Origin of the sequence: Vibrio sp. Isolate32 (assembly GCF_022397955.1) — a bacterium.
In the GTDB taxonomy this organism is placed as follows: Bacteria; Pseudomonadota; Gammaproteobacteria; order Enterobacterales; family Vibrionaceae; genus Vibrio.
Genome location: NZ_JAKEUQ010000008.1, coordinates 213,302 through 237,426, shown reverse-complemented (window position 1 = coordinate 237,426; position 24,125 = coordinate 213,302). Strand labels below are relative to the sequence as shown.

Annotated in this window: 23 protein-coding genes; 6 read left to right on the top strand and 17 right to left on the bottom strand. The window is 45.2% G+C overall.

The features are described from left to right. Positions 1–92: 92 nt before the first annotated feature. The 3 genes from L1D11_RS08860 to xni all read left to right on the top strand — a co-directional run bounded on the left by L1D11_RS08860 (position 93) and on the right by xni (position 4,177). Complete coding sequence (locus L1D11_RS08860) at positions 93–1,658, top strand: diguanylate cyclase (protein WP_239833510.1); 1,566 nt, start codon at positions 93–95, stop codon at positions 1,656–1,658. A gap of 287 nt (positions 1,659–1,945) precedes the next feature. Continuing rightward, positions 1,946–3,310, top strand: a complete 1,365-nt coding sequence (gene ppnN, locus L1D11_RS08855) for a nucleotide 5'-monophosphate nucleosidase PpnN (protein WP_239833509.1) — start codon at positions 1,946–1,948, stop codon at positions 3,308–3,310. A gap of 93 nt (positions 3,311–3,403) precedes the next feature. Continuing rightward, positions 3,404–4,177, top strand: a complete 774-nt coding sequence (gene xni, locus L1D11_RS08850; protein ID WP_239833508.1) for a flap endonuclease Xni — start codon at positions 3,404–3,406, stop codon at positions 4,175–4,177. Positions 4,178–4,286: 109 nt separating this feature from the next. On the opposite strand, the gene L1D11_RS08845 is transcribed toward xni, so the two are convergent. The 8 genes from L1D11_RS08845 to pomA form a co-directional block, all read right to left on the bottom strand. Next, complete coding sequence (locus L1D11_RS08845) at positions 4,287–6,317, bottom strand: TonB-dependent receptor (protein ID WP_239862362.1); 2,031 nt, start codon at positions 6,315–6,317, stop codon at positions 4,287–4,289. Between the two features lie 378 nt (positions 6,318–6,695). After that, on the bottom strand, positions 6,696–7,787 hold the full coding sequence (gene rlmM, locus L1D11_RS08840) for a 23S rRNA (cytidine(2498)-2'-O)-methyltransferase RlmM (protein ID WP_239833523.1): 1,092 nt from the start codon (positions 7,785–7,787) through the stop codon (positions 6,696–6,698). Then, entirely contained in the window at positions 7,784–8,182 is a 399-nt protein-coding gene (locus tag L1D11_RS08835; protein ID WP_137408257.1) for a DUF423 domain-containing protein, read from the bottom strand. Before L1D11_RS08835 ends, rlmM begins: the two co-directional genes overlap by 4 nt. Then, positions 8,172–8,795, bottom strand: a complete 624-nt coding sequence (locus tag L1D11_RS08830; RefSeq protein ID WP_239833524.1) for an alpha/beta fold hydrolase — start codon at positions 8,793–8,795, stop codon at positions 8,172–8,174. The genes L1D11_RS08835 and L1D11_RS08830 overlap by 11 nt, the downstream gene beginning before the upstream one ends. Beyond that, the gene (locus L1D11_RS08825; RefSeq protein ID WP_004738518.1) at positions 8,788–9,696 is read right to left on the bottom strand and encodes a transcriptional regulator GcvA; all 909 of its coding nucleotides are present in this window, start codon (positions 9,694–9,696) and stop codon (positions 8,788–8,790) included. The genes L1D11_RS08830 and L1D11_RS08825 overlap by 8 nt, the downstream gene beginning before the upstream one ends. A 672-nt stretch (positions 9,697–10,368) precedes the next feature. Continuing rightward, on the bottom strand, positions 10,369–11,817 hold the full coding sequence (thiI, locus tag L1D11_RS08820; RefSeq protein WP_239833525.1) for a tRNA uracil 4-sulfurtransferase ThiI: 1,449 nt from the start codon (positions 11,815–11,817) through the stop codon (positions 10,369–10,371). Positions 11,818–12,141: 324 nt separating this feature from the next. Then, positions 12,142–13,089: a flagellar motor protein MotB gene (locus tag L1D11_RS08815; RefSeq protein ID WP_008218619.1), complete on the bottom strand. Its 948-nt coding sequence runs from the start codon at positions 13,087–13,089 to the stop codon at positions 12,142–12,144. Between the two features lie 12 nt (positions 13,090–13,101). After that, positions 13,102–13,866: a flagellar motor protein PomA gene (gene pomA / locus L1D11_RS08810; protein WP_239833526.1), complete on the bottom strand. Its 765-nt coding sequence runs from the start codon at positions 13,864–13,866 to the stop codon at positions 13,102–13,104. 297 nt (positions 13,867–14,163) lie between these two features. Between pomA and xseB the strand changes: the two genes are divergently transcribed. The 3 genes from xseB to dxs are packed head-to-tail and all read left to right on the top strand — an operon-like array spanning position 14,164 to position 17,216. Further along, positions 14,164–14,406: an exodeoxyribonuclease VII small subunit gene (gene xseB, locus L1D11_RS08805; RefSeq protein WP_004734405.1), complete on the top strand. Its 243-nt coding sequence runs from the start codon at positions 14,164–14,166 to the stop codon at positions 14,404–14,406. Between the two features lie 20 nt (positions 14,407–14,426). Next, positions 14,427–15,311 carry a (2E,6E)-farnesyl diphosphate synthase gene (ispA, locus tag L1D11_RS08800; protein ID WP_171751016.1) on the top strand — a complete coding sequence of 295 codons (885 nt, stop codon included), beginning with the start codon at positions 14,427–14,429 and terminating at the stop codon, positions 15,309–15,311. 21 nt (positions 15,312–15,332) lie between these two features. Next, positions 15,333–17,216, top strand: a complete 1,884-nt coding sequence (gene dxs / locus L1D11_RS08795; RefSeq protein WP_239833527.1) for a 1-deoxy-D-xylulose-5-phosphate synthase — start codon at positions 15,333–15,335, stop codon at positions 17,214–17,216. Positions 17,217–17,331: 115 nt separating this feature from the next. Here dxs and L1D11_RS08790 read toward each other — a convergent pair whose 3' ends face one another. The 9 genes from L1D11_RS08790 to nrdR form a co-directional block, all read right to left on the bottom strand. Further along, positions 17,332–17,691: a putative quinol monooxygenase gene (locus tag L1D11_RS08790; protein WP_008218634.1), complete on the bottom strand. Its 360-nt coding sequence runs from the start codon at positions 17,689–17,691 to the stop codon at positions 17,332–17,334. A 24-nt stretch (positions 17,692–17,715) separates the two neighbouring features. Continuing rightward, positions 17,716–18,222: a phosphatidylglycerophosphatase A gene (pgpA, locus tag L1D11_RS08785; protein ID WP_239833528.1), complete on the bottom strand. Its 507-nt coding sequence runs from the start codon at positions 18,220–18,222 to the stop codon at positions 17,716–17,718. Beyond that, on the bottom strand, positions 18,222–19,196 hold the full coding sequence (thiL, locus tag L1D11_RS08780) for a thiamine-phosphate kinase (RefSeq protein ID WP_239833529.1): 975 nt from the start codon (positions 19,194–19,196) through the stop codon (positions 18,222–18,224). Before thiL ends, pgpA begins: the two co-directional genes overlap by 1 nt. 78 nt (positions 19,197–19,274) lie before the next feature. Then, entirely contained in the window at positions 19,275–19,742 is a 468-nt protein-coding gene (nusB, locus tag L1D11_RS08775; RefSeq protein ID WP_004734399.1) for a transcription antitermination factor NusB, read from the bottom strand. After that, positions 19,742–20,212 carry a 6,7-dimethyl-8-ribityllumazine synthase gene (gene ribE, locus L1D11_RS08770; RefSeq protein WP_004741508.1) on the bottom strand — a complete coding sequence of 157 codons (471 nt, stop codon included), beginning with the start codon at positions 20,210–20,212 and terminating at the stop codon, positions 19,742–19,744. Before ribE ends, nusB begins: the two co-directional genes overlap by 1 nt. Before the next feature lie 280 nt (positions 20,213–20,492). Further along, positions 20,493–21,602 (bottom strand): bifunctional 3,4-dihydroxy-2-butanone-4-phosphate synthase/GTP cyclohydrolase II, encoded by a 1,110-nt coding sequence (gene ribBA / locus L1D11_RS08765; protein ID WP_102426138.1) that lies wholly within the window; start codon positions 21,600–21,602, stop codon positions 20,493–20,495. Positions 21,603–21,710: 108 nt separating this feature from the next. After that, a complete protein-coding gene (locus tag L1D11_RS08760; protein ID WP_239833530.1) occupies positions 21,711–22,367 on the bottom strand; it encodes a riboflavin synthase in 657 nt (218 codons plus the stop codon). 67 nt (positions 22,368–22,434) lie between these two features. Next, positions 22,435–23,514 carry a bifunctional diaminohydroxyphosphoribosylaminopyrimidine deaminase/5-amino-6-(5-phosphoribosylamino)uracil reductase RibD gene (gene ribD, locus L1D11_RS08755; protein ID WP_239833531.1) on the bottom strand — a complete coding sequence of 360 codons (1,080 nt, stop codon included), beginning with the start codon at positions 23,512–23,514 and terminating at the stop codon, positions 22,435–22,437. A 40-nt stretch (positions 23,515–23,554) separates the two neighbouring features. Further along, positions 23,555–24,004: a transcriptional regulator NrdR gene (gene nrdR, locus L1D11_RS08750; protein ID WP_008218648.1), complete on the bottom strand. Its 450-nt coding sequence runs from the start codon at positions 24,002–24,004 to the stop codon at positions 23,555–23,557. Between the last annotated feature and the right edge of the window lie 121 nt (positions 24,005–24,125).

Genomic DNA, 24,125 nt, shown 5'->3' with positions numbered 1-24,125 from the left:
CGTGACCTTATTTTTAGTTTTGTTATTATCAATGTAACGGAATTTCATCAAAATGATCGAGTTCGATCTACGCGGCGCTATTTAATACATCTATGGGCATTCTTGAAAAAGACATTCAGGTGCAACTCCACCAGCTGAAATTTCAGTTGGAGCAAGTTCGTTTGACGCAAAGAGACACCTCGTTCAAATTTATTCGCGAACAGAAAGTTCTAAAGCGTATCGTCACATCGTTAAGCGACGCGTGCGTTGGCAGCAATAGCCATTTAGATGAAAACCTCATTGCCCTTAGGGAAGAACTAGAAAAGCAAAAAGACATTAGCTCAATGATCCCAAAGCTGGCAGTACTTGAAAGGATGCTAAAGCAGAAAACGTTGGCTATGGATAAACAGAACGGATATCTGGACGATAGCATTAAGCACAGTGGGGAAACGCTGCAACGCATAACTGGTCTTCCAGCGCAGCTCAAACGAGACCTACGAAACTTACTTAGCTTCTCCGAATGCAATGGCAGTCAGAAAGTCGACCATGCAATAAAACTGCTCGGTATTTATGAGCGTGCCATAAAGATTATGGCGAACAACTCACGTTCGCAGTTTGCTGACGCTGCACACTCTCCAGAGCAAGAGCTCCTTTACGACCTATCTAACGAATTACAACATCTGATTACTGAACTCGATTTTGAGGGAGAATCAGGTGATATGCTGACCGATATTCGCGCGAAGCTATTGCTTGGTGTTTCCACACAAAACCTGCTTGAGCTGACACTTCAGATCCTCAAACTGGTCATTGAAGGCACTACGCTAGAGCGTAAAAAATCTGAGCAGTTTATCGATCAACTCAACGCGTCACTCGCATCAAGTATTAAAACGGCAGACCAAAATACCGATCAAAGCCAAAGCTATTTTGAGCACCGCCAAGGTCTAAACTCAGAGCTGACAGAGCTAGTGAGTAAAAGCCAAAGCTCTGTTGAGAAAGCAAAGGATATTGATAGCTTAAAGCAGTCGATCAGCCCCCTACTCAGTGAAATTGCTTCTTTATCGGAAAGGTTGAATCACGCCGAGCAAAAAGAGCAAGCACTGATCGAACGAATGAGCTACGGAAAAACTCAGCTCGATTCACTGTATGAAGTAACTCAAGATTACCGCAAACGCCTAGAAGATCAGGCTCAGCGTATGCTACTTGACCCTCTAACGAAGGTTTACAACCGTACCGCTTTTACTGATCGTTTAGAGCTTGAGTACCGCCGTTGGATTCGTGCACAACACTCGCTACGTGCAGTACTGCTTGATATCGACAATTTCAAATCGATCAACGACAGCTTTGGTTACACGGCTGGCGATAAAGCTCTGAAAATCATCGCAAAAACCATCACCAAAGAGACCAGCACCACTGATACTGTAGCCCGTTTTTCTGGTGAAGAGTTTATTTTACTGCTCCCAGAGCAAACCGATGAATATTGCCACCAGGTAATACAAAATATCCAGACTCAAGTGAGCCGTTTGCCATTTAAGTTCCGTGACCAACAAATCACGATAACCTTATGTGCAGCAAGTACTCAGTTCAAAGAGTCAGATACACCAGAAGAAGTATTAGAGCGACTCAATAAAACTTTAAATAAGGCAAAACAGCGCGGTAGCAACCAACTTGTTTGGCACTAAGCGGCCTTAAATTTAATTTATTTCATTTTTTCAAATACTTATCACATACCAATTTCCTCAATGTTTGCTAAGCTAATGATTAACATTCGCTTAACAAGCATTCTTGGCAAGCAATGCGATATACTCGCTCTTGAACAGTTTATATAATCCATTAAGCAACGCTGTCGTATTCGTTTCGTCTGGTTAGCTCTCTCACTTTTAACCAAACACTTTCAACGTTTGCTTCTCACTCTCGAGCCAGAGGGTTACTTAACTGTCTCCCCTGCTCTTATCAACAAGGAGGCACTATGATCACTCATATCAGCCCTGCCGGTAGCATGGATTTACTCTCTCAACTTGAGGTTGAGCGTCTTAAGAAAACCGCATCTAGTGATCTGTACCAACTGTATCGTAACTGTACGTTAGCGGTACTTAACTCGGGTAGTCATACCGACAACTCCAAGGAATTGCTCGATAAATACAAATCGTTCGATGTGGAAGTCGTACGCCGTGAGCGTGGCATCAAGCTCGAACTGAGCAATCCACCAGAGCATGCCTTTGTTGATGGCGAAATCATCAAGGGTATTCAAGAACATCTATTTTCAGTACTGCGTGACATTGTGTATGTCAACATGCACCTAGCCGACAATCAAAGGCTTAACCTGACCAACGCCACTCATATTACTAACCTAGTGTTTGGTATTTTAAGAAACGCTGGAGCACTAACTCCGGGTATCGAACCAAACCTTATCGTGTGTTGGGGCGGTCACTCAATCAATGCCAGCGAGTACCAGTACACTCGCGAAGTGGGTAATGAGCTAGGTCTACGAGAACTCAACATCTGTACCGGTTGTGGACCGGGTGCGATGGAAGGCCCAATGAAGGGAGCGGCAATTGGTCACGCAAAGCAGCGTTATACCGAGCACCGTTACCTAGGTCTAACTGAACCATCAATCATTGCGGCTGAGCCACCAAACCCAATTGTAAATGAGCTAGTGATCATGCCAGACATCGAGAAGCGTCTTGAAGCATTTGTTCGTATGGCACATGGCATCATCATCTTCCCTGGTGGTCCAGGTACTGCCGAAGAGCTGTTGTACATCTTAGGTATTATGATGCACCCGAATAACGCCGATCAGCCAATGCCGATTGTGTTAACGGGCTCAAAAGAGAGCGAAGCCTACTTCCGCTCGATCGATAAGTTTATTGGCGAGACATTAGGTCCAGAAGCACAAAAACATTATGAAATAGTGATTGATGACCCGGCTCGCGCCGCGAAAATCATGAAGCAAGCTATGCCGGACGTACGTTCTCGCCGTAAAGAGACTGGCGATGCCTATAGCTATAACTGGTCACTGCATATTGAACCTGAGTTCCAACTGCCGTTCGACCCGAATCACGAATCAATGGCAGCACTCGACCTGCATATGGACCAGAAAACAGAAAGCCTTGCGGCAAATCTGCGTAAAGCGTTCTCGGGTATTGTTGCGGGTAATGTCAAAGCTGAGGGTATTCTAGAGATAGAGAAACACGGCCCATTCATTATCGATGGTGACAAAGAACTGATGACTAAAATGGACCAACTGCTTAACGACTTTGTTGAACAACATCGAATGAAGCTACCGGGCGGTACCGACTACGTACCTTGCTACAAAATCGCTTCAAGTGATTAAGGCGTTTACGTTACCAACGTTTCAACTCACTAACTGATGCGTTACTATAAGGGGCTAGCAGCCCCTTTTTTATTGCCTATTTAGTGGAAACTTATGTCTATCCATCTTGTTATTATCGATGCCTTGAACCTAATCCGACGCGTGCACTCGGCTCAGCCGGATCCAACCGATATAGCAAGAACCATCACCACGACAACTCGCACTCTGAATAAGATTATTACCGAGTCCAAGCCGACGCATATCATCGCGGTATTTGATCATCACCTGCAAGACCGAGGCTGGCGCGCGGAAGTACTGCCTGCTTACAAGCAGAACCGAAAACCCATGCCAGAGCCGCTCATGCAAGGCCTTGATGCGATCCAACAAGCTTGGTGGGAGTTAGGCATAGATTCGTTATTGTCCGATGGTGATGAAGCTGATGATTTAGTGGCAACGCTGGCTAAGAAGGTCGCAGACCATGGCGAGACCGTTACCATAATATCTACAGACAAGGGCTACTGCCAACTGTTGTCGCCTACCCTGCAGATCCGCGATTATTTCCAACATCGCTGGTTAGATAAGCCCTTTATCGAGGCGGAGTTTGGTGTAAAACCAGAGCAGCTTGCAGACTACTGGGGACTAACCGGTGTAAGCTCTAGCCAAGTGCCGGGCATCCCTGGCGTGGGGCCAAAAGCAGCAAAAGAGATCTTAACCACTTACCCAGATATTGAAACGGCCTTCCAAGCAGAAGATTTGCCAAAAAAGTATCGTAAGAAATTTGATGAACACATCGAGTCCGCTCGAGTGTGTAAGCAAGTCTCAGCTCTCAAAACAGACATAGATTTAGGTTTTAACCTACAAGACATTCGTTACGAAGCGAGCGCTTAGCTCTATATAGAACCCTCTGTTATACGAAGCTCCAGATACAGAAAAGCCTTAGTCGATACTAAGGCTTTTTGTTATTTTGGCTACCGCCTAACTGAACTTAATCGGATGATTAGAAGTTATAAGCGATAGAAACTTTGAAGTTACGACCGGCTTCGTAGCTGGTGTACTTGTCTGAGCCCCAAGATATACCAAAGCCAGTATGCTCTGCGTATTTCTTATCAAGAATGTTATCGATACCGATGTTCATCTCTAGGTCTTTCGCAAACGCAGGTGTGTAAGCAGCCCAGATATTATGCGTAGCAAAACCAGCACGCTTCACTTGCTCACCATCTTCATCCGTATAGTCATTACCCGGAACGAAGCGAGAGTCCCAACCGAACACAAACTCACTGTTTAGGCTGTAATTAAAGCCCGCTTTGAAGTTGTGAATACCTGTTTTGCTCATGTGGCTTGTTTTGCCATTCTCTAGATCTTTCTGGTCACCATCCGAGTAAGAGTGGTTAGCGTATACGCTTAGAGAGTCTAGTGCATAGCTCAGTACCGTTTCCACCCCCCAAACTTCAACATCGTACTGGTTAGCCAGTGTTGTGTTGTTCTTAGTTGGGTGCATTTGGTTATCAAGGTTGTAGGTGTAAGCGGTGAAACCTAGGATAGCGTAGTCCGCTGCCATTAGACGTGTCAGTTCGTAATCAAAACCAGCCTCGTAGTTATTGCCCGTCATCGCCTTAGTATCAGACTGCTTAACATCTGCAGCCGCTTTCATTGTCAGAGTCTCTGGCAATGACGCGCCTTTGAATAGACGACCGTAACCCACACGCAGTTTTAGATTATCCGTAGTTTGGTATTCACCTTTAAATTTAGGAGACAGCTGGTCGAAATCACCATCGTAAACACCACCAAGTTTGTGAATGTCGTAACGCAGACCTGTTGTTAAACGGAAGTCACTGAACTCGTACATGTCTTGTAGGTAAAGACCGTAAGCTGTCACGGTACCGCCATCCATGCCGTACTTCTTAATCTCACCTTGCTTAGAACCGCTTTGGTAAACACCGTCACCCGCGTCAATCCACTGCGCTGCCTTATAGCCATCAAGACCGTAAGTCAGCTCATGCTCTCCAACCCAAGAGATATTGCGGATGTCGCCACCAATGGTCGTCACGTTGTATTCACGGTCAGGGATAGCAATTGTGCCATCTTTAATCCATTTTCCGTTCGCGTCTTTATCCCAAGCCATATCCACAAGCGCATCACGCTCCATGTACTGACGGTTGTAGTAAATGTTGGTTTTAAGATGTACTAAGTCACTACCTGCATCGTATTCGTGTTGCAGAGTCACAGTATCACGGTTAAGCGAGTGGTAGTTGTGTTCATCATCCACATACAGAGCACCGGCCTTCTCACCAGAAAGCTGACGTTTACCACCATCCTTGTATCGGTTGAAAGTCAGTTTAAATTCGTTGGCGTCATTCGGGATAAATACCACTTTCGCAATACCAGACTTCAGTTCGCCTTGCTTAGACGTCACCGCTTCCTGATCTGGGATATGTAGGTCACCATCTTCAGAGTAGTTTGCAATCCCCATGAATTGCAGCTTGTCGTTTACTTTTGCATACACAGCAACGTTGGTTGCGAAACGCTCGTAAGCCGTTTGGTAGCTAGTTTTGACTCGAGCACCAATGCTTTCGCCTGGCTTAAGAAGGTCGCTTGGATCTTTTGTCTCGTAGCTGAATGAGCCGTTAATCGCACCAGAACCCGACAGTGCAGAGTTACCGCCTAATTCAATTTCAGCACGCTTAAGCATCGTTGGGTCAATGGCCTGATCACCTGAGTGGTGGAACAACTGACCTTCTTGACGTGCACCATCAATAGTCACCACGGCAAACTTGTCTTCCATACCACGTACATACACTTTGCGAGAGTAGCGTGCGTTTCCGTCGACCGTTACGCTTGGCATAGTATTCAGTACATCTTTAATGTCTGATGCTTGTTTCTTTTCAAGTGTGTCAGAGTTGATTTCAGTCTGAACAAGTTGCTCAAGAGCTGAGCCAATTACGACTACCGTTTCTTGTTCGTCGGCAGCAAGGGCTATAAATGAAGTTAAGGCAACCGTAACGGCTACTGAAAGTGCTTTAAGTTTCATACTGTGTTTTATATTTTATAGATTTAAGTCAGGGGATGTGAATATTACATAAATTGAATGATAATTCTTATCATTTACATTCTTTACTTACGTTCACTTACTTTCAATAAAATAAATTTTGCTAAGATGCCCTCGCTGTAAAACTTACTTCGTTTTGCTGCTGAATCTTTGAATAAATCCTGCTTCGTATCACCCTTGAAGATAGGTAGCCGCAAGTCTCGATCACTTACGGATTTTTTAACATTCGAATACTGAAATAGCCGGCATTTCGATGATGTTGGCTTCATTAACATACCTAAATCCGAACATTTCACGAATTTCAGATACAAAAAATACCCCTAAAGGAGCATTTTTATCACTGAAATATCAACGCTAATATTAGTGCGGCGAGATATTTGAAAGCGACTGAATATGGACGGTGATCTCTTCACGGTCATGATATAGATGCTTCGCCTGCATCTTGAACTTCACTTTGTTCTCAATAAGGAACATTTTCAGGTTCTCAATATCTTGCAGAACTTCATCGTAACGGCCTTTCATTGGCAGTTTAAGGTTGAACAATGCTTCTTTTGCCCAACCTTTAATGATCCACTCACCCATAAGGTGTGCAACACGAGCTGGCTTCTCAACCATGTCACAGATGATCCAAGTTACGTTTTTACGGTCAGGTTCAAATTTAAAGCCATCCACCATATGGTGCTTAATTTGACCCGTTTCCATTAAGCTATCTGCCATCATGCCGTTGTCCACACAGTGAACGAACATCGAGCGCTTAACCAGTTGGTAAGTCCAACCACCTGGGCACGCGCCTAAATCTACGCCCCACATTCCCGGAGCAAGACGCTCATCCCACTCATCACGAGGGATGAATACGTGGAATGCTTCTTCTAGCTTCAATGTAGAACGGCTTGGCGCATCTGATGGGAATTTCAGACGAGGGATACCCATAAAGAACTGTGAGTTATTGGTTGGGTAAGAGTAACCAACAAAACAGTGACCCGGAGCGATAAAACATAAGTGAAGCACAGGCTTCTTAGCGTTATCTTTCGCAGTCATCAGGCCTTTACCACGCATCGCTTGACGCATCGGCACAGTAAACTTACGACAGAACTTCAGTAGCTCTTTTGCTTCGTTAGTATCTGGCGTTTCAATACGGATATCACCACAACGTGGGAAACCTTCTTTCTCAGAAAGCGCCTCAAGAATTGGAGAGATGCGGTCATCGGTTGGTAGATCTTTGATTTCAACCGCTACAGCTAGCATTTGACGAGCAAAGATCAGAGATTGGAAATCGATCTCTTTGATCAACTTGTCCGCTTCACCAGCTTGGTAACATTCAAACAATACGAAACCAGTATTGTTCTTTAAGCGAGGAAAACCAAACACTTCCAGTTGTGTTGCCTTGTCTTGAATTTCGCCAGCACATTCTTTTTCAAAACCAGAGCGACAATAAAGTAGTACGTGTTTCACTGAGTTACCTCTTTTATATTCAAAGCAGCGAAGGAGAAGACTCCCCAACCAATGATAAATAGTAGACCACCAAACGGAGTTATTGGGCCAAACCATTTTATTCCTGTCAGTGCTAGCGCATACAGGCTGCCACTAAAACAAAGGATGCCGATGATAAAGCAAATTGCCGCAATGAAAAAATATTTTTGTGATTTAGCGCCAAGTTTCATCTGTAGCAGAGCACCACACGCTAATATCGCTAACGTGTGAATAAACTGATACTGAACACCCGTTTCGAATACACCTAACACGTACTCAGGCAAAATAGCTTTTAAACCGTGTGCAGCAAACGCGCCAAGCATCACCGCAATAGCGCCAGATAGACCAGCGAAGGTAAGTAGGTACTTACTTTTCATTAAGCACCTCTTTAATGAATGCTGAGAGCTTTTCAACCGTTAACGCGATGTTCTGTTGCTCTGTGTAACCAGAACTCTTGCGTGGTTTGAAGCTGTGATCACCATCAGGAATAAACTCAACTCGAATAGAATCCGACAGGTCGAAATCAGCAAACTCTTCACGCTTACCAAAGGTATCGCGTTCGCCTTGAAGAATCAGACACGGCTTTTGCAAAGCAGCAAGGTGTTCACCTTTATAATTCTCTGGCTTACCCGGAGGATGAAAAGGGAAACCTAAACAAGCCATCGCTGCCACTTTATCCAACTCAGATAAGTGACTCGCCATGCGGCCTCCCATCGACTTACCACCAATCACAAGTTTGTCTGCATCGGTTTGCTCAATGATCTCTTGATAGGCTTCAAGCAGCTTAGGCGCTCTGTCAGGCGGGCGACGCTTACCATCTTCGGCACGCTTGATCATATAAGGGAAATTGAAGCGAACCACTCGTATCCCTTTAAAGGCTAACCCTTTGGCTACCGACTGCATGAACTCATGCTCCATACCAGCGCCCGCACCGTGCGCAAAGATAAAGGTGATCGGATTATCTTCACCATCAATAATGATGCTACTCATCAAGTAAGTCCTCTTGTTCACTTTGTGCTTTAGCCAGCATCCAATCACGGAAAGTAGCGATACGGCCCATGTCGGCTTGTTTCTCATGACACACAACATAGAAAGCATTCTTACTTACTAATACTTCATCAAACGGAGCAATCAAGCGACCCGCTTCAATTTCAGGTTGTGCGAGAACGTTGTTGCCCAATGCAATGCCTTGCCCGTGAGCTGCGGCTTGAAGCACCATGGTTGAGTGGCTGAAGATCGGTCCATGGTTTACATTAACGCCATCAATGCCGTTTTGTTTCGCAAACTGTTTCCAATCTTTACGAGAGGTGTCATGCAATAGCGTATGGCATGCTAAATCTTTTAGAGATTCTAATGGTTTTGTTCCCAATAACACAGATGGGGAGCAGAGAGGAACCAAGTACTCTTGATACAATTTATCGGCTCTCAAGCCCGGCCAGTTCCCTCGACCATAGTAGATTGCGACGTCCACATCATCGGTCAACGAACCTTCATCCATATCAACGGCCTTAATTCGAACATCGATATCAGGTTCTTGTTGATTAAAGTCAGCAAGCCTTGGTACTAACCATTGAATCGCAAAGCTTGGTGGCAAGCTGATGGTTAACGCGCCCTTCTCACTTCTCTCAAGCACCTTATCAGTGGCCTCAGCCAATGATGTAAATATATCTTTGATATCTAAGAAGTAGCTTTGCCCTTCTTCAGTGAGCAGCAAAGAACGGTTTCTTCGGCGAAAAAGCTTCAAAGACAGAAACTCTTCTAAAGCTTTTATCTGGTGACTAACCGCAGCTTGAGTAACAAACAACTCTTCAGCGGCACGCGTAAAACTCAAGTGTCGAGCCGCAGCTTCAAACACTCTTAGCGAGTTTAATGGGGGTAATCGACGAGACATAGTTACTCTCTAAATAAGCATTAGTTTTTTTTATCTGAAACATTATAATTTGTCCGTTGCCTAGCGGCTAGAGAAATTCTATATTTCATTCCGCAGCAGCTAGCCTGAACGGCTTGATTCTCTCTAGAATCAATTGGCTTAGCTCCTGCGATGTTGTGTTTGCAAACTCGTACTTTTCGAGTTGGGTAGAGTTCTACCAAATGTTTTGTTGCAGCTACGCGCTGAAACGAGGCATCTACTTCCTGTATTTATTTTGATCTATCGGTCAAATTTTATTACACCGCCTATACGGCGGTGTTTTTTTACGTGCAAAGAATTGTAACGACAAGTTTATCAATAGCTTTACTAATTAATCTTTCTTATTTTTCATCGCTAATCACAGAATCAGACGCCCACTAAAATAATCAACTGAACAAATACAAATAGCACCATTGAGTTACACTAAAAAGTAACAAAATACTTCAAGATACTCACACCTCTTCGGCAATTATAAACCCGTTTAGAGCCCACTCTTTCTATCAACCAAAAATTTCAAAGCTGAGCATGACGATAGCACTCCCAAACTCACACCTCTGTCTGACTACTGTAAATCATTCACAATAGAAAATGAAAAAGCCGCTTACTTTTCAGTAAGCGGCTTTGACAAATAATTAACGGTTGGTCAACACAGCACTATGGGCGGTAAACCTTAACGTTATGGAAGCCTTGCTCTTGTAGGTAAAGCGCCTGTAAACGGCTCATTACACCGCGGTCACAGTACAGCAAGTACTCTTTCGCTTGGTCTAGATCGCCAAACTGAGTAGAAAGTTTGAAGAATGGGATATGTTTAATTTCAACGCCATCGATTTCTAATGGGCTTTCGTCTTCTTCGTCTGGGCTACGGATATCAAGAACGATAGCGTGCTCAGCAACAGCCTGAACTTGTTCAACTTCAGGCGCTTGCTCTTGGCTCTCTTTCTCAATGTCACGGATGTCCATAACACGAGCGTTCTCGATTACTTGATCTAGAATTTCAAAGTTAAACTTAGCTTCTTCTGCTTGAAGTTTACCTTTCTTCGCTTTAACCGTTGGTTTCTTAGAAATAACACCACAGTATTCTGGCATCACTTTTGCGAAATCTTCAGTACCGATAGTACGAGCAAGATCGATGATGTCTTCTTTGTCCCAGTTAATAAGTGGACGAAGAATCAACGTGTCCGTTACGTTATCGATATGACGCAGGTTAGTCAGCGTTTGGCTTGATACTTGACCTAGTGCTTCACCAGTAACCAACGCTTCGATCTTGAACTTATCTGCAACCATGCCACCAGCACGCATGAACATACGCTTAAGCACCACACCCATTTGGCCGTCTTCTACGTTCTCAAGGATTTCAGCAACAACCGGTTCGAAGTCTACAGAGATGAACTTCACTTTTGCCGAAGAACCATACTTGTTCCATAGGTAGTGAGCCACTTGCTTAACGCCAATCTCATGCGCAGGACCGCCAAGGTTGAAGAAGCAGTAGTGAACTTTAGAGCCACGCTTGATGTGCAGGTAGCTAGAAACGCCAGAGTCAAAGCCGCCAGAGATTAAGCTCAGTAGATCTTCCTGAGTACCCAGAGGGAAACCACCAAGGCCTTTGTGACGAGCCAGAACTTGGTTCAGTTTGTCGTTCGCAACTTCAACTTTAACCGTTACTTCTGGATCTTTCAGCTTAACGCGAGCCGACTCAACCGCTTGGTTTAGACCGCCACCTACGTAGCGTTCAAGCTCGATAGACGTAAACTCATGCTTACCACGACGTTTAGCACGAACAGAGAAAGTCTTGCCTTCAATGTCAGCACGGCTGCGCTCTAATACTTGCTCATAAATATCGTGCAAGTCTTTGAATTCAGACTGTTGAACTTCAAGAGAGTGGTGAATACCTGGAGTGTGAGTCAGAGCCTCTAACACTTCGTTGTAGTACTTATCACTCTCTGATGTCACTTCAATGTGGTCACGACGGTTAAATACCGCAACACCTTCACAGCGACGCTGAATAACGTTACGAATGTTGCACTCTAGAATCCTTGTGAAGCGCTTACGCACCGATTCACTTTTTACAAAAATTTCCGGATGGGGCTTAACAATAAATTTCATAGTACGTTCACAACATTAATGTTCAAAATTTTTAAAAGGCTCTTCGCCAAGTAAATTGGAGAATTTACGCAGCACTTGAAGCAAGAGTAGATCATATCTAAATCTAAGGGCGCGAATTATACATGAGAAAGTGAAACAAGGAAAAGAGTGCTTGCTTAGGCATCAGTAATAAATACGCACCTTATTAAAAATAGCATGCTTACTCACTGCCGGTAGCCAAAGAGGTCAATCAACCGTTCATCGCCCAAATAAAAAAGCCCAATCTCATCATAAGGTTGGGCTTTGGGATTAATTTAATAACTCAATATAACTCAGAGCTCGCTACTATTGAGAGATAGCTGGGACTTCGTCACTGTAGAGCGGCTCACCCTGCATGATACTGATCTCTACACGGCGGTTCAGACTACGTTGCCATTCCGTATCGTTCGGCTCTACTGGCTCCGTATCGGCCATACCACGTACTCTCAAACGTTGATGAGAGAATCCGCGTACCTTCTCCATCTCTTGAGCAACAGATACTGCTCGCTGAGATGACAGATCCCAATTCGAACGATACAGTTCTGAGTCAAGACGTTGGTTATCAGTGTGCCCTGAGATTCGAACAATACCCGGAACATCCTTCACTAATTCAGCCACCTGTCTCACCAAAGGTCGGAACTTAGGCTGTAAGAAAGCAGAGCCAGATGGGAATGCCCCCTTCTCACGAATTCGAATCACAATCTGTTGACCAAGATTTTCTACCTCAATCGCGCCTTGGTCGATTTCTCGTTCCAACGCCTTCTTGATGCTCTCCATCAAGGTTTCCATCTCTTGCGATTGAGCTTCGGCTTGCTGTTGCTGTTGGTCTGACTCAGAGTTTTGGTTATCGTGAGTCGATACTTCTGGCGACTTACCTCCGGTCATCTTGCCTTGGTCACGCATGGTACCACCAGCGCGCTCGGATTCACCTTCATGAAATTCCAACGTCTGCTGAGTGATATCTATTGTTTGCTGCATGATCACATCAATCGGTGTTGGCTCTGGGCGACCAGGACGAAACTCTTGTGCAATGATGCTAGTCCCTTTCGGGATATCTTTTACTTCTAAGCGGTTCTGTACACCAAATGCGAATTTCATCGAGCCAGCGATCTGCTTGAACTTGAGTACATCCATCTCAGAGAATGAGAGTAGAAGTACGAAGAAACACATCAGCAGTGACATCAAGTCAGCAAATGTTCCCATCCATTGAGGTAACCCCGGAGGTGGACATTTACATGGATTCTCTTCATCCATCTTAAACTCCTCTTACGCAGGTTCACCATCAATCGTACGCTTGCCTTCATTGAGGTAACTCTTCAGGTAGCCATCAATAACTCGTGGGTTTTGACCATCTTGAATCGCCAACACACCGTCCATAATCAGACGGCGGTTCAGTGTCTCTTGGTCACGACGCAGCGCCAATTTGTCTGCGATTGGGAAAAACACCATGTTCGATAGAATTGCACCATACAATGTGGTTAAAAGCGCTACCGCCATCGCAGGACCGATCGCTTTTGGATCATCCATATTCGAAAGCATGGCAACCAAACCAACTAAGGTACCAATCATACCCATAGCAGGAGCAACATCGCCAAATGCAGAGAACACTTTCGCACCCTGTTCATGACGTTCTGTCGTTAACGCAATGTCTTTTTGCAATGCAGCACGTACCACATCACCATCATGGCCATCTACCAACAGGTCGATACCCTTTTGCATAAAGCTGTTTCTGATTTCCATCTCTTCGAGTGCTAAGAAGCCACCTTTACGCGCCGCATCCGCCATTTCAACAACCTTAGCAATCAGATCTTCAGGCTCATCCGCTTTAAACATAAATGCTTTACCAGCAATCTTAGTCGCGCCAAAGAACTGCCCCATGGTGAACTTCATTAGAACAACAAACGTTGAACCACCAACCACGATCAAAATAGATGTCGTGTCATAGAACATCCCGAGGCTTCCACCTAGGATCATTGCCATGATTACGAAGGCAAATCCACCAATCAAACCTATTAGGGTTGCTAAATCCACTGAGCACTCCTCATGCTTTTTTGTAGCTCAATCTCGACGATAATCTTTTTATCGGCAAGACTGTAGGATCTTTTAGTAAATTCTTGGCCTAAATATCACACTTTTGCTTTTTATATCACAACTATTACCTACTTCCCTGTTCTCGCGCAGTCATAAACTCGATAACGGTGAGGTTATTAGAAGAAAGTGGCTTCAAGACTCTTAAAAACGAACTTTCTAGCAAAATTTATTGGTTACATTTGACCATATCAACGCCCTAAGGTAACGTTCGTTCATCTTTCCAACCGCAGATTTATTATGGCTACTAAGAAACCTGAAAATATGAGCTTTGAAGCGGCAATCGAAGAGCTCGATGGCTTGGTTGATCAACTAGAAAACGGTGATCTAGCTTTAGATGATGCGCTGAAAAAATTCGAACGAGGCATCTCCCTCGCTCGTGCAGGTCAAAGTAAACTAAACGATGCAGAACAACGTGTTAGCATCCTACTGCAAAATGACGAAAATGCAGAATTGAGTGACTTTAACCCACAACCAGAATAACGAATTGTATGAGATCCCCTATGATCGAGACTTTATTGTCTTATCAAGCACGTAATAACGAGCAACTGAACCTTTGGCTTGACCGCCTGCCACACCAAAATCAGAATCTGATCAACGCAATGCGTTATGGGTTACTTTTAGGCGGCAAACGCGCGCGTCCATTTCTTGTCTATATTACAGGGGAAATGCTCGGTTGCACCGCGGAAGAACTCGATACTCCAGCTTCTGCAGTCGAATGTATTCATGCCTACTCTCTGATTCATGATGACCTTCCAGCAATGGACGACGATGAGCTGCGTCGTGGCCACCAGACTTGTCACATCAAATTCGATGAAGCCACGGCTATTTTAACGGGCGATGCACTACAAACTCTCGCATTTACTATACTTGCAGAAGGCACATTAAGTGCTGATGGTGAAAGCAACCGCGTTCGAATGATTCAACGTCTAGCTGAAGCCTCTGGAGCTCAAGGTATGTGTATCGGTCAGGCACTCGATATCGAAGCTGAAAACCGCGCAGTGACGCTTGAAGAGCTGGAAGAAGTTCACCGCAATAAAACCGGTGCTCTTATGAAGAGTGCAATCCGTTTAGGTGCGCTAGCTGCAGGTGAAAAAGCGTTCGATGTGCTGCCTCAATTAGATAAGTACGCAGATGCCATCGGATTAGCCTTCCAAGTTCAAGACGATATCTTGGATATCATTGGCGACACCGAAACTTTGGGTAAACCACAGGGCTCTGACCAAGATTTGAACAAAAGCACCTACCCTTCTTTGCTAGGTTTAGAGGGCGCTCAAGAAAAAGCGCAATCTCTGCTGCAGGAAGCGCTTCAAGCTTTGGCCGCGATCCCATACAATACCCAGTTACTCGAAGAGTTCGCCCGATACGTCATCGAGCGCAAGAACTAAGACAATAAGCGCGCATTACCTATGACTCTTGATATATCAAAGTACCCAACTCTTGCTTTGGCTGATAAGCCAGAGGATTTGCGTCTTCTCCCAAAAGAGACGCTGACACAGCTTTGTGATGAATTACGCACCTATCTTCTTAACTCAGTGAGCCAATCAAGTGGTCACTTAGCATCAGGCTTAGGTACGGTAGAGCTCACTGTCGCTCTACACTATGTGTACAACACGCCTTTTGACCAATTGGTTTGGGATGTTGGCCACCAAGCATACCCGCACAAAATTCTTACCGGTCGCCGTGACCGCCTGTCGACTATCCGCCAAAAAGACGGACTGCACCCATTTCCATGGCGTGAAGAGAGCGAGTACGACACCCTTTCTGTTGGTCACTCTTCAACATCGATCAGTGCTGCACTCGGCATGGCGATCAGTGCTAAGAAAGAAGGTAAGAACCGTAAAGTTGTGAGCGTGATTGGTGACGGTGCGATTACTGCTGGTATGGCATTTGAAGCCATGAACCACGCAGGCGATGTTCACAATGACATGCTGGTTATCCTAAACGATAACGAGATGTCGATTTCTGAAAACGTAGGTGCGCTTAACAACCACCTAGCTCAAGTTCTTTCTGGCAGTCTTTACACGTCTATTCGTGAGGGCGGCAAGAAAGTGCTATCTGGCGTTCCGCCGATTAAAGAGCTAGTTCGTCGTACAGAAGAACACCTAAAAGGCATGGTTGTCCCTGGCACCATGTTTGAAGAGCTAGGCTTTAATTACATTGGCCCAGTAGACGGCCACGATGTAAACGAGCTGATTAAAACGCTTACGAACATGAGAGACCTAAAAGGTCCTCAGTTCCTGCACATCATGACCAAGAAAGGCAAAGGCTACGAGCCAGCGGAGAAAGATCCAATTGGTTACCATGCTGTACCTAAATTCAACCCAGCCAAATTAAGCCTATCAAAAAGTACTAGCTCTAAGCCAACGTTCTCAAAGGTTTTTGGTGATTTCCTGTGTGATATGGCAGCGCAAGATCCTAAGCTAATGGCGATCACGCCAGCTATGCGTGAAGGTTCTGGCATGGTGCGTTTCTCGAAGGAATACCCAGACCAATACTTCGATGTAGCGATTGCTGAGCAGCACGCCGTGACGCTAGCAACTGGTATGGCGATTGCGGGTGATAAGCCGATTGTGGCTATCTACTCGACGTTCTTACAACGCGGCTACGATCAACTGATACACGATGTAGCTATCATGGATCTACCGGTTATGTTCGCGATTGACCGTGCAGGTCTTGTGGGTGCCGATGGTCAGACACACCAAGGTGCGTTCGACTTGAGCTTCATGCGCTGCATTCCAAACATGGTGATCATGGCACCAAGCGACGAAAACGAATGTCGCCAAATGCTTTACACTGGCCACCAGCACAATGGACCAAGTGCGGTTCGCTACCCTCGTGGTAATGGTATGGGCACAGAAATCCAAAGTGAGTTTACTGCACTTGAGATTGGTAAAGGTCGTATTGTTCGTGAAAGCTCAAAAGCAAAAGATGGCGCTAAGGTTGCTATCCTAAGCTTTGGTACTTTCCTAGAAAATGCACTTCAAGCTGCTGATGCAATGGATGCCACCGTTGCTGACATGCGCTTTGTTAAGCCTCTAGATGAAGCTTTAATCAAACAACTTGCTGCTGACCATGATGTACTGGTGACTATCGAAGAGAATGCGATTGCCGGTGGTGCCGGTGCAGGTGTGATTGAATTCTTTATGCAAGAGAAACTGCTAATGCCTGTACTGAACCTTGGCCTACCAGACAAGTTCATTGCTCAAGGCACTCAAGGTGAGCTGCATGAAGAGCTTGGCTTAGATGCGAAAGGTATTGAGAAGTCTATCTCTGACTACCTTGCTAAATAGCTTTCAGTAGCAAACTGCATAATCAACAAAACAAAAAAGGTTGGCCCTAGGGTCAACCTTTTTAGTATCCGCTAACTCATTAGCTAGCCACTGTTTCAGTCATTGTTACAGCAAATTAGCAGCACGGCTTAAGAACAGGTGCATCGTAGTTCTCAGGTTCGTCAGAGTAGATAGCAACATTAAAGTTCTCAACTAAACCTGTTTCATCAACACACTGCTCTTGGAAGAACTGTTGAATTTCACGGCGTTGGCAGTGCGCTTCAAACGCTTCGTTATCCGCCCAGATTTCGTTGAAAGCAATCGGGAAGCTCTGACCTTCTGCAAACGGGCTCTGAATATGGCGAGTTACTGTGTATTGAATACAGCCATCTTCACGCAGAGTGTTTGGCTCTAGTGCTTTTAATACCTCAAACAGCTCGTTCAGTTTGCCTTCTTTCGGCTGAAATTGAGCGATGCAGTAAACCTTCTTAGACATTATAATTCCTTGTTTTATCTTTGTTTAAACTAGCCAACCTGCGAAATGGGCCACAGCATATAGCGAAATTGCCGCCATAACACCTGCCACAATATCATCAATCATGATGCCTAAACCGCCATGAACTCGGGCATCTAACCAGCCAATCGGCCACGGTTTTACCATGTCAAAGAAGCGGAATAGAACAAAGCCAGTTAGTAGCCATTTCCAATCATCGGCAGGAATGCTCAACATTGGTACTAAGCTCATGGTGATCCAAAAGCCCGCAAACTCATCCCATACGATAGAGCCATGATCGTGAACACCCATATCATCAGACGTCACTTGGCAGATTTTGATACCAATAATGCAACTTACCACGACCACCGCTACATAAGCTGGGAAAGGCAACTGAACCAATAATAGATAAAGAGGAATCGATGCAAGTGTCCCCATGGTTCCAGGAATAATAGGCGATAAGCCACTGCCAAAACCCGTTGCTAGTAAGTGCCAAGGGTTCTTAAGAGAGATTGCAGATAGTGGGTTTGTCATCAATTAACCTTAAAGTGATCGTAACCAGTTAAGCTCCAACTTAACGGTTCACCATTATTGTGTAGTTCAAAGTATTCTACAGGTCTTATTTGACCAATACAGGTGACTTTTGTTCCAGTGTGTGACAAAGCACTTTCCAATGAACCTTTATTCTCTTCCGGCACGGTAAAGCAAAGCTCATACTCCTCACCACTGGTCAGGGCATACTGCTGCGCTGTAGCGATATCTGGGGCAAACTGGAGTAATTCAGGGGAGATAGGTAAGGTACTCACGTCGATGCTTGCACCTACCTCGGAGCGCTTAAGGATATGTTTCAAATCCGAGATGACACCATCTGAGATATCAATTGCCGATGAAGCAAGATTGACAAGCGCTTGGCCAGCTAACACTCGTGGAGAACTGATGTAGTGTCTCTCTTCAAGCTCTTTCGCATACGGCTTAGCTTGGTTTGTTGTTGGATCTAATAGAACCTCTAAACCTGCCTTGCTGTCGCCCAGATTGCCTGTCACATAAATCCAGTCTCCAACCTTGGCACCGTCTCTACGCAGGGCTTTCCCTTCTGGTACAAAGCCTTGCACTGTCAATGTCAGGCTCAGTGGTCCTTTCGTAGTATCACCACCAATTAACTGAATACCAAAGTAATCTGCCAGTTTGAAGAAAGAGTCACAGAACGGCGCCAACCAAGCTTCATCCACTTCAGGCATGGTTAAGGCAAAAGAGACCCACGCCGGCGTTGCGCCCATAGCAGCCAGATCACTGATGTTTGAGGCTAATGCTTTGTGCGCGACCCAAGCCGGGTTTGCTTCTGCTAGAAAATGAGTGCCCGCGACTAAGGTATCGGTGCTGATCGCGATCTCAACATTACTTGGGGCTTTAACCAGCGCGCAATCATCACCAGCGGCGAGATGCACGTCTTTACGCTGAGGCTGTCGGTTGACGAAATATTTATCGATTAGGTTGAATTCACCAGACATCACATGCCCTATCTTTGGAATTTACTAACAAAAAAGGCCAGCATGAAAGCTGACCTTTAGATTCAATATACGTAGAGATTACTTCTTACGTACGTGTGGCGCTGCTTTATCAAGCACACCATTCACAAACTTATGGCTGTCTTCTGCTGCGAATACTTTCGCAAGCTCGATAGCTTCGTTGATAACCACTTTGTATGGTACATCTTCGCGACGAGTCATCTCGTACATAGCTAAACGTAGAAGCGCTAGTTCCATCAGATCCAGATCTTGCATCGGGCGAGATACGAATGGACGAAGCTTGCTATCAAGTTCCATGTGACTAAGAGCAACACCAGTTAGTAGGTCGCGGAAGTATGCAACGTCTGTTTCTGGCATAGCAAGTGCAGGTTCTGCAGCATGATGTTCTTCTTCATCATACTTACCACCAGATAAGAACTGTTCTTCAACGGTAGCAATATTTTCTTTAGTAATTTGCCAAGAATAAATTGCTTGTAGAGCAAATTGACGTGCGTTACGACGTGCGGCTGGTTTCACACTGGCCCCCATTAGGAATCGATTTCAGAAAGAACGTTGATCATCTCAAGTGCGCTTAGTGCAGCTTCTGCACCTTTATTACCAGCCTTGGTTCCTGCGCGTTCAATAGCTTGATCGATCGTATCAACAGTTAGTACGCCGAATGCTACTGGAAGAGAATATTCCAGAGACACTTGCGCCAAACCTTTATTACATTCACTACAAACATAGTCAAAATGAGGCGTACCGCCACGAATTACTGTACCAAGAGATACAATCGCGTCGAACTTACCTGTTTTTGCAACGCGTTGCGCTACAAGTGGAAGTTCTACTGCACCAGGACAACGAACAACAGTGATGTTGTCTTCGCTTACTTGTCCGTGACGTTTTAAAGTATCGATTGCACCAGAAAGTAAACTTTCGTTAATAAAACTGTTGAAACGAGCAATAACGATAGCAATTTTTGCATTTGGCGCTGGGAAGCCACCCTCGATCACTTTCATAAGCCTTCCTTTAACTATTTTCATCAAGTGAGAATCGCCGGATTCTAGCATAAAACTGTGAGCAATATCTAATGCTAATTTAGAAGAGCAGACACCGGAGATGTAAAGATGATAGCCAAGCCTCGCTCCCAACCATTTGGGAACAACAAGCCGCTGAGCGCCAACGTTTGACACGACATAAGTCAGACTCAGCGACTTGGCTCTTTTCGTCCTATTTCGAACCAAAAGAGCCACTCAAATCATCATAAATTTATGTTGTTATAAACCAATATGTAAGTAGTTACTCACAAACGTATTCAACAACGTTAAGACCAAAACCACCAAGAGCGTGGTAACGCTTAGTGCTTGAAGACAATAGGCGCATATCATGAACGCCTAGGTCTTGTAGAATTTGGGAACCGACACCAACGCGACGAGAAGTGCCTTGCTTCTTAGCCATGGTTGGTTGCTCGTTCTTATCTTGAGCCTCGAATGTCTTCACTTTGTGAATCAAAGAATCAGACGACTCTTCGTTGCCCAGAATAACCAACACACCACCTTCGTCGCCAATACGCTTCATCGCCTTATCTAGCGACCAGCTACGCTCAGTACCACGATCAGAATGAAGCAGATCGGTGAAGGTATCATGTAGGTGAACACGAACCAGTGGAGCTTCACCCGTTAGGTCACCTTTTTGCATTGCGTAGTGGATTTGGTTGTCGATAGTGTCACGGTAAGTCACCAATTCAAAATCACCAAATTCAGTCGGTAGGTGGCACTGTGCAACACGCTCAATCGTGGTTTCTGTGTTGTTACGGTATTCGATCAAGTCGGCAATCGTGCCTAGCTTAATGTCGTGTTTTTCAGCGAACACTTCAAGATCAGGGCGACGAGCCATGGTGCCGTCGTCATTTAATATCTCAACGATAACCGATGCAGGCTCACAACCCGCTAAGCGTGCTAAATCACAACCCGCTTCAGTGTGACCAGCACGAGTTAGAACACCGCCTTCTTGTGCTGTTAGCGGGAAGATGTGGCCAGGTTGAACAAGGTCAGCCGCCTTTGCATCTTTCGCAACAGCTGCTTGCACCGTCACCGCACGGTCAGACGCAGAAATACCGGTAGTTACACCCTCCGCAGCTTCAATCGAAACGGTAAAGTTGGTGGTGTACTGTGCGTTGTTGTCTTGAACCATAGGCGCTAGACCCATGCGGCTTGAACGCTCTTTAGTCAAGGTTAGGCAGATTAAGCCACGGCCGTACATCGCCATGAAGTTGATCGCTTCTGGCGTCACATGTTCTGCTGCCATGATCAGATCGCCTTCATTTTCGCGATCTTCATCATCCATCAGGATAACCATTTTTCCTAGGCGAATGTCTTCAATAATTTCTTGAGGAGTACTAATTGGCATTGTTCTATATCCTTTGAAATGGTTCTGCTTCCTAGAACCGACACTATTTAAACCTGATGATATTGCTTCGCTCTACAAAGTGACGCTCAGCGCACTTCATATCAGCGATTAGGCAAAACCATTCTGTTGTAAGAATTCCATCGTCAATCGAGATTCAGGTTCAGACTCTTGTTGCTGACCTTGCAGTAGGCGCTCCATGTAGCGCGCTAACACATCCACTTCTAGATTCACTTTACGACCAACATGAAATTGATCGATGGTGGTTTCTGAAGAGGTATGAGGAACAATCGTCAGCTTAAATGCATTCTTAAGTAAATCGTTCACAGTAAGACTAATGCCATCGACAGTAATCGAGCCTTTTTGAGCAACGTACTTTGAGATTTCAGCGGGCATTTCGACCCAGAATTCAATCGCACGGCCGACTTGGTTGCGCTCAACAATCTCGCCTACACCATCTACGTGACCCGATACGATATGACCACCGAAACGTGTCGTTGGTAGCATCGCTTTCTCTAGGTTCACTTTGTCACCCGCTTGGTAATCAACAAAACCCGTTTTTTTCAGGGTCTCAAGTGATAAGTCTGCACTGTAGCTGTGGTCGTTAAATTCCACGACCGTCAAACACACACCGTTGGTAGCAATGCTATCGCCTAACTGAACGTCGGCCATATCAAGCTTACCCACGTTAACCGTTACGGTAATGTCTTCTCCGCGGGGAGTAATTGCACTCAATGTACCTATGGCTTCTACAATTCCTGTAAACATTTTAAAACTCTTTTTGTTGTCATCGACATGTATCTAGGGCAGATTTATTTCCACTATCGCTTCGTTACTATCGGTTTCGTAATACGGGTTTCGCTACGATGCGAATATCCACACCAACTTGTCGAACATCTTTAATTTCTAGGTCAATAACATCAGACATCGAAGTGAGCCCTAACGCGCCCATCAAACCTCTTCCGTCACTGCCCATAAGTTTAGGAGCCAAATAAAGGATTAGCTCATCCACCAACTGTGCTTCAATCAAGCTTTTTGCCAATGTTGCCCCCGCTTCGACCCAAATATGGTCAATATGATTGGCAGGTAATTGGCGCATCAGCTCGTGTAAATCTAACTGACCTGTCTCTGTGGTGCCGACCTCAATGTCAGCAGACACCTCTGCGACTCTTAATACGGGTGTTGCCGATTGGTATAACTTGATCTCAGGGCGCAGTTGGTTTTGACGATCAAGAATCACGCGAACAGGCTGACGCACGTCAGCTTCAGCATAATGAGCTTGTGCGCTATGTGGTAATTCAGCCCAGCGAACATTAAGTGAAGCGTTATCATCAATCACCGTTTGGCTGGTTGATAATACTGCGCCCGCCTTTGCTCGATAATTTTGAACATCACGACGCGCTGCTGGCGATGTAATCCACTGACTCTGACCATTTGCTAGTGCCGTTTGCCCATCAAGACTAGCTGCCATCTTAAGCTGAACAAAAGGCATGCCTGTTTGCATACGCTTAATAAATGCTGGGTTCAAGTCTAAAGCATCTTGCTCCAGTAAACCGATTTCAACCTCGATACCTGCATCACGCAGCATTTTAATGCCACGGCCGGCAACTTTCGGGTTTGGATCCTGCATCGCGCAAATAACTTTAGCCACTTGAGCCTTAATCAAGCCCTCGGCACACGGTGGTGTACGGCCATAATGAGAACAAGGTTCCAGTGTGACATAAGCCGTCGCACCTTTTGCCTTATCACCCGCCATTCGCATGGCATGTACTTCAGCGTGAGGTTCACCCGCTTTGGCGTGAAAGCCTTCACCAACAATTTTCCCATCGGTTTGTACAATCACACAACCTACATTTGGGTTTGGCGCAGTAGTGTAAATGCCGCGTTTCGCTAAATGGATAGCGCGCGACATCATTTGAAAATCTAGGGGAGAAAAGTTAGACATGACTGAGGGGTTAATCCTCTAATTTAGCGATTTCTTCGCCAAACTCTCGAATGTCTTCAAAGCTGCGGTAAACAGAAGCAAAACGGATGTACGCGACTTTGTCTAATTCTTTTAATTGGCTCATGACTAGGTTGCCAATCATTTCGCTTGGAACTTCACGCTCACCTGTTGCACGGAGTTGTGACTTAATATTACTGATAGCAAGTTCAATCGCATCAGCACTCACAGGGCGTTTTTCCAGGGCACGTTGCACACCACCGACCATCTTATCTTCATTAAATGGTTCGCGGTTTCCATTCGACTTAATGACTTTCGGCATCACGAGTTCTGCCGATTCGAACGTAGTGAAACGCTCGCTACATGCAAGGCATTGACGGCGACGACGAACCTGATGGCCATCAGCAACCAGTCGTGAATCGATTACTTTAGTGTCGTTCTCTGAACAAAAAGGACAATGCATATCACCTCCAAATAATTGATTGTCAGTGTAACGGAATTGCCAAACGTTAGGAAAGAAAAAGGGCCAATTAAGGCCCTTTTGTGTGCTGATTCATTGATTATTGCTACGCGATAGCAATTTT

Bases quoted from the DNA above. Each gene is read 5' to 3' on its own strand.
- L1D11_RS08860 (WP_239833510.1), top strand. From the start codon at position 93: ATGGGCATTCTTGAAAAAGACATTCAGGTGCAACTCCACCAGCTGAAA.
- ppnN (WP_239833509.1), top strand. From the start codon at position 1,946: ATGATCACTCATATCAGCCCTGCCGGTAGCATGGATTTACTCTCTCAA.
- xni (WP_239833508.1), top strand. From the start codon at position 3,404: ATGTCTATCCATCTTGTTATTATCGATGCCTTGAACCTAATCCGACGC.
- L1D11_RS08845 (WP_239862362.1), bottom strand. From the start codon at position 6,317: ATGAAACTTAAAGCACTTTCAGTAGCCGTTACGGTTGCCTTAACTTCA.
- L1D11_RS08835 (WP_137408257.1), bottom strand. From the start codon at position 8,182: ATGAAAAGTAAGTACCTACTTACCTTCGCTGGTCTATCTGGCGCTATT.
- L1D11_RS08830 (WP_239833524.1), bottom strand. From the start codon at position 8,795: ATGAGTAGCATCATTATTGATGGTGAAGATAATCCGATCACCTTTATC.
- L1D11_RS08825 (WP_004738518.1), bottom strand. From the start codon at position 9,696: ATGTCTCGTCGATTACCCCCATTAAACTCGCTAAGAGTGTTTGAAGCT.
- thiI (WP_239833525.1), bottom strand. From the start codon at position 11,817: ATGAAATTTATTGTTAAGCCCCATCCGGAAATTTTTGTAAAAAGTGAA.
- L1D11_RS08815 (WP_008218619.1), bottom strand. From the start codon at position 13,089: ATGGATGAAGAGAATCCATGTAAATGTCCACCTCCGGGGTTACCTCAA.
- xseB (WP_004734405.1), top strand. From the start codon at position 14,164: ATGGCTACTAAGAAACCTGAAAATATGAGCTTTGAAGCGGCAATCGAA.
- ispA (WP_171751016.1), top strand. From the start codon at position 14,427: ATGATCGAGACTTTATTGTCTTATCAAGCACGTAATAACGAGCAACTG.
- dxs (WP_239833527.1), top strand. From the start codon at position 15,333: ATGACTCTTGATATATCAAAGTACCCAACTCTTGCTTTGGCTGATAAG.
- L1D11_RS08790 (WP_008218634.1), bottom strand. From the start codon at position 17,691: ATGTCTAAGAAGGTTTACTGCATCGCTCAATTTCAGCCGAAAGAAGGC.
- pgpA (WP_239833528.1), bottom strand. From the start codon at position 18,222: ATGACAAACCCACTATCTGCAATCTCTCTTAAGAACCCTTGGCACTTA.
- thiL (WP_239833529.1), bottom strand. From the start codon at position 19,196: ATGTCTGGTGAATTCAACCTAATCGATAAATATTTCGTCAACCGACAG.
- nusB (WP_004734399.1), bottom strand. From the start codon at position 19,742: ATGGGGGCCAGTGTGAAACCAGCCGCACGTCGTAACGCACGTCAATTT.
- ribE (WP_004741508.1), bottom strand. From the start codon at position 20,212: ATGAAAGTGATCGAGGGTGGCTTCCCAGCGCCAAATGCAAAAATTGCT.
- ribBA (WP_102426138.1), bottom strand. From the start codon at position 21,602: ATGCCAATTAGTACTCCTCAAGAAATTATTGAAGACATTCGCCTAGGA.
- L1D11_RS08760 (WP_239833530.1), bottom strand. From the start codon at position 22,367: ATGTTTACAGGAATTGTAGAAGCCATAGGTACATTGAGTGCAATTACT.
- ribD (WP_239833531.1), bottom strand. From the start codon at position 23,514: ATGATGTCGCGCGCTATCCATTTAGCGAAACGCGGCATTTACACTACT.
- nrdR (WP_008218648.1), bottom strand. From the start codon at position 24,004: ATGCATTGTCCTTTTTGTTCAGAGAACGACACTAAAGTAATCGATTCA.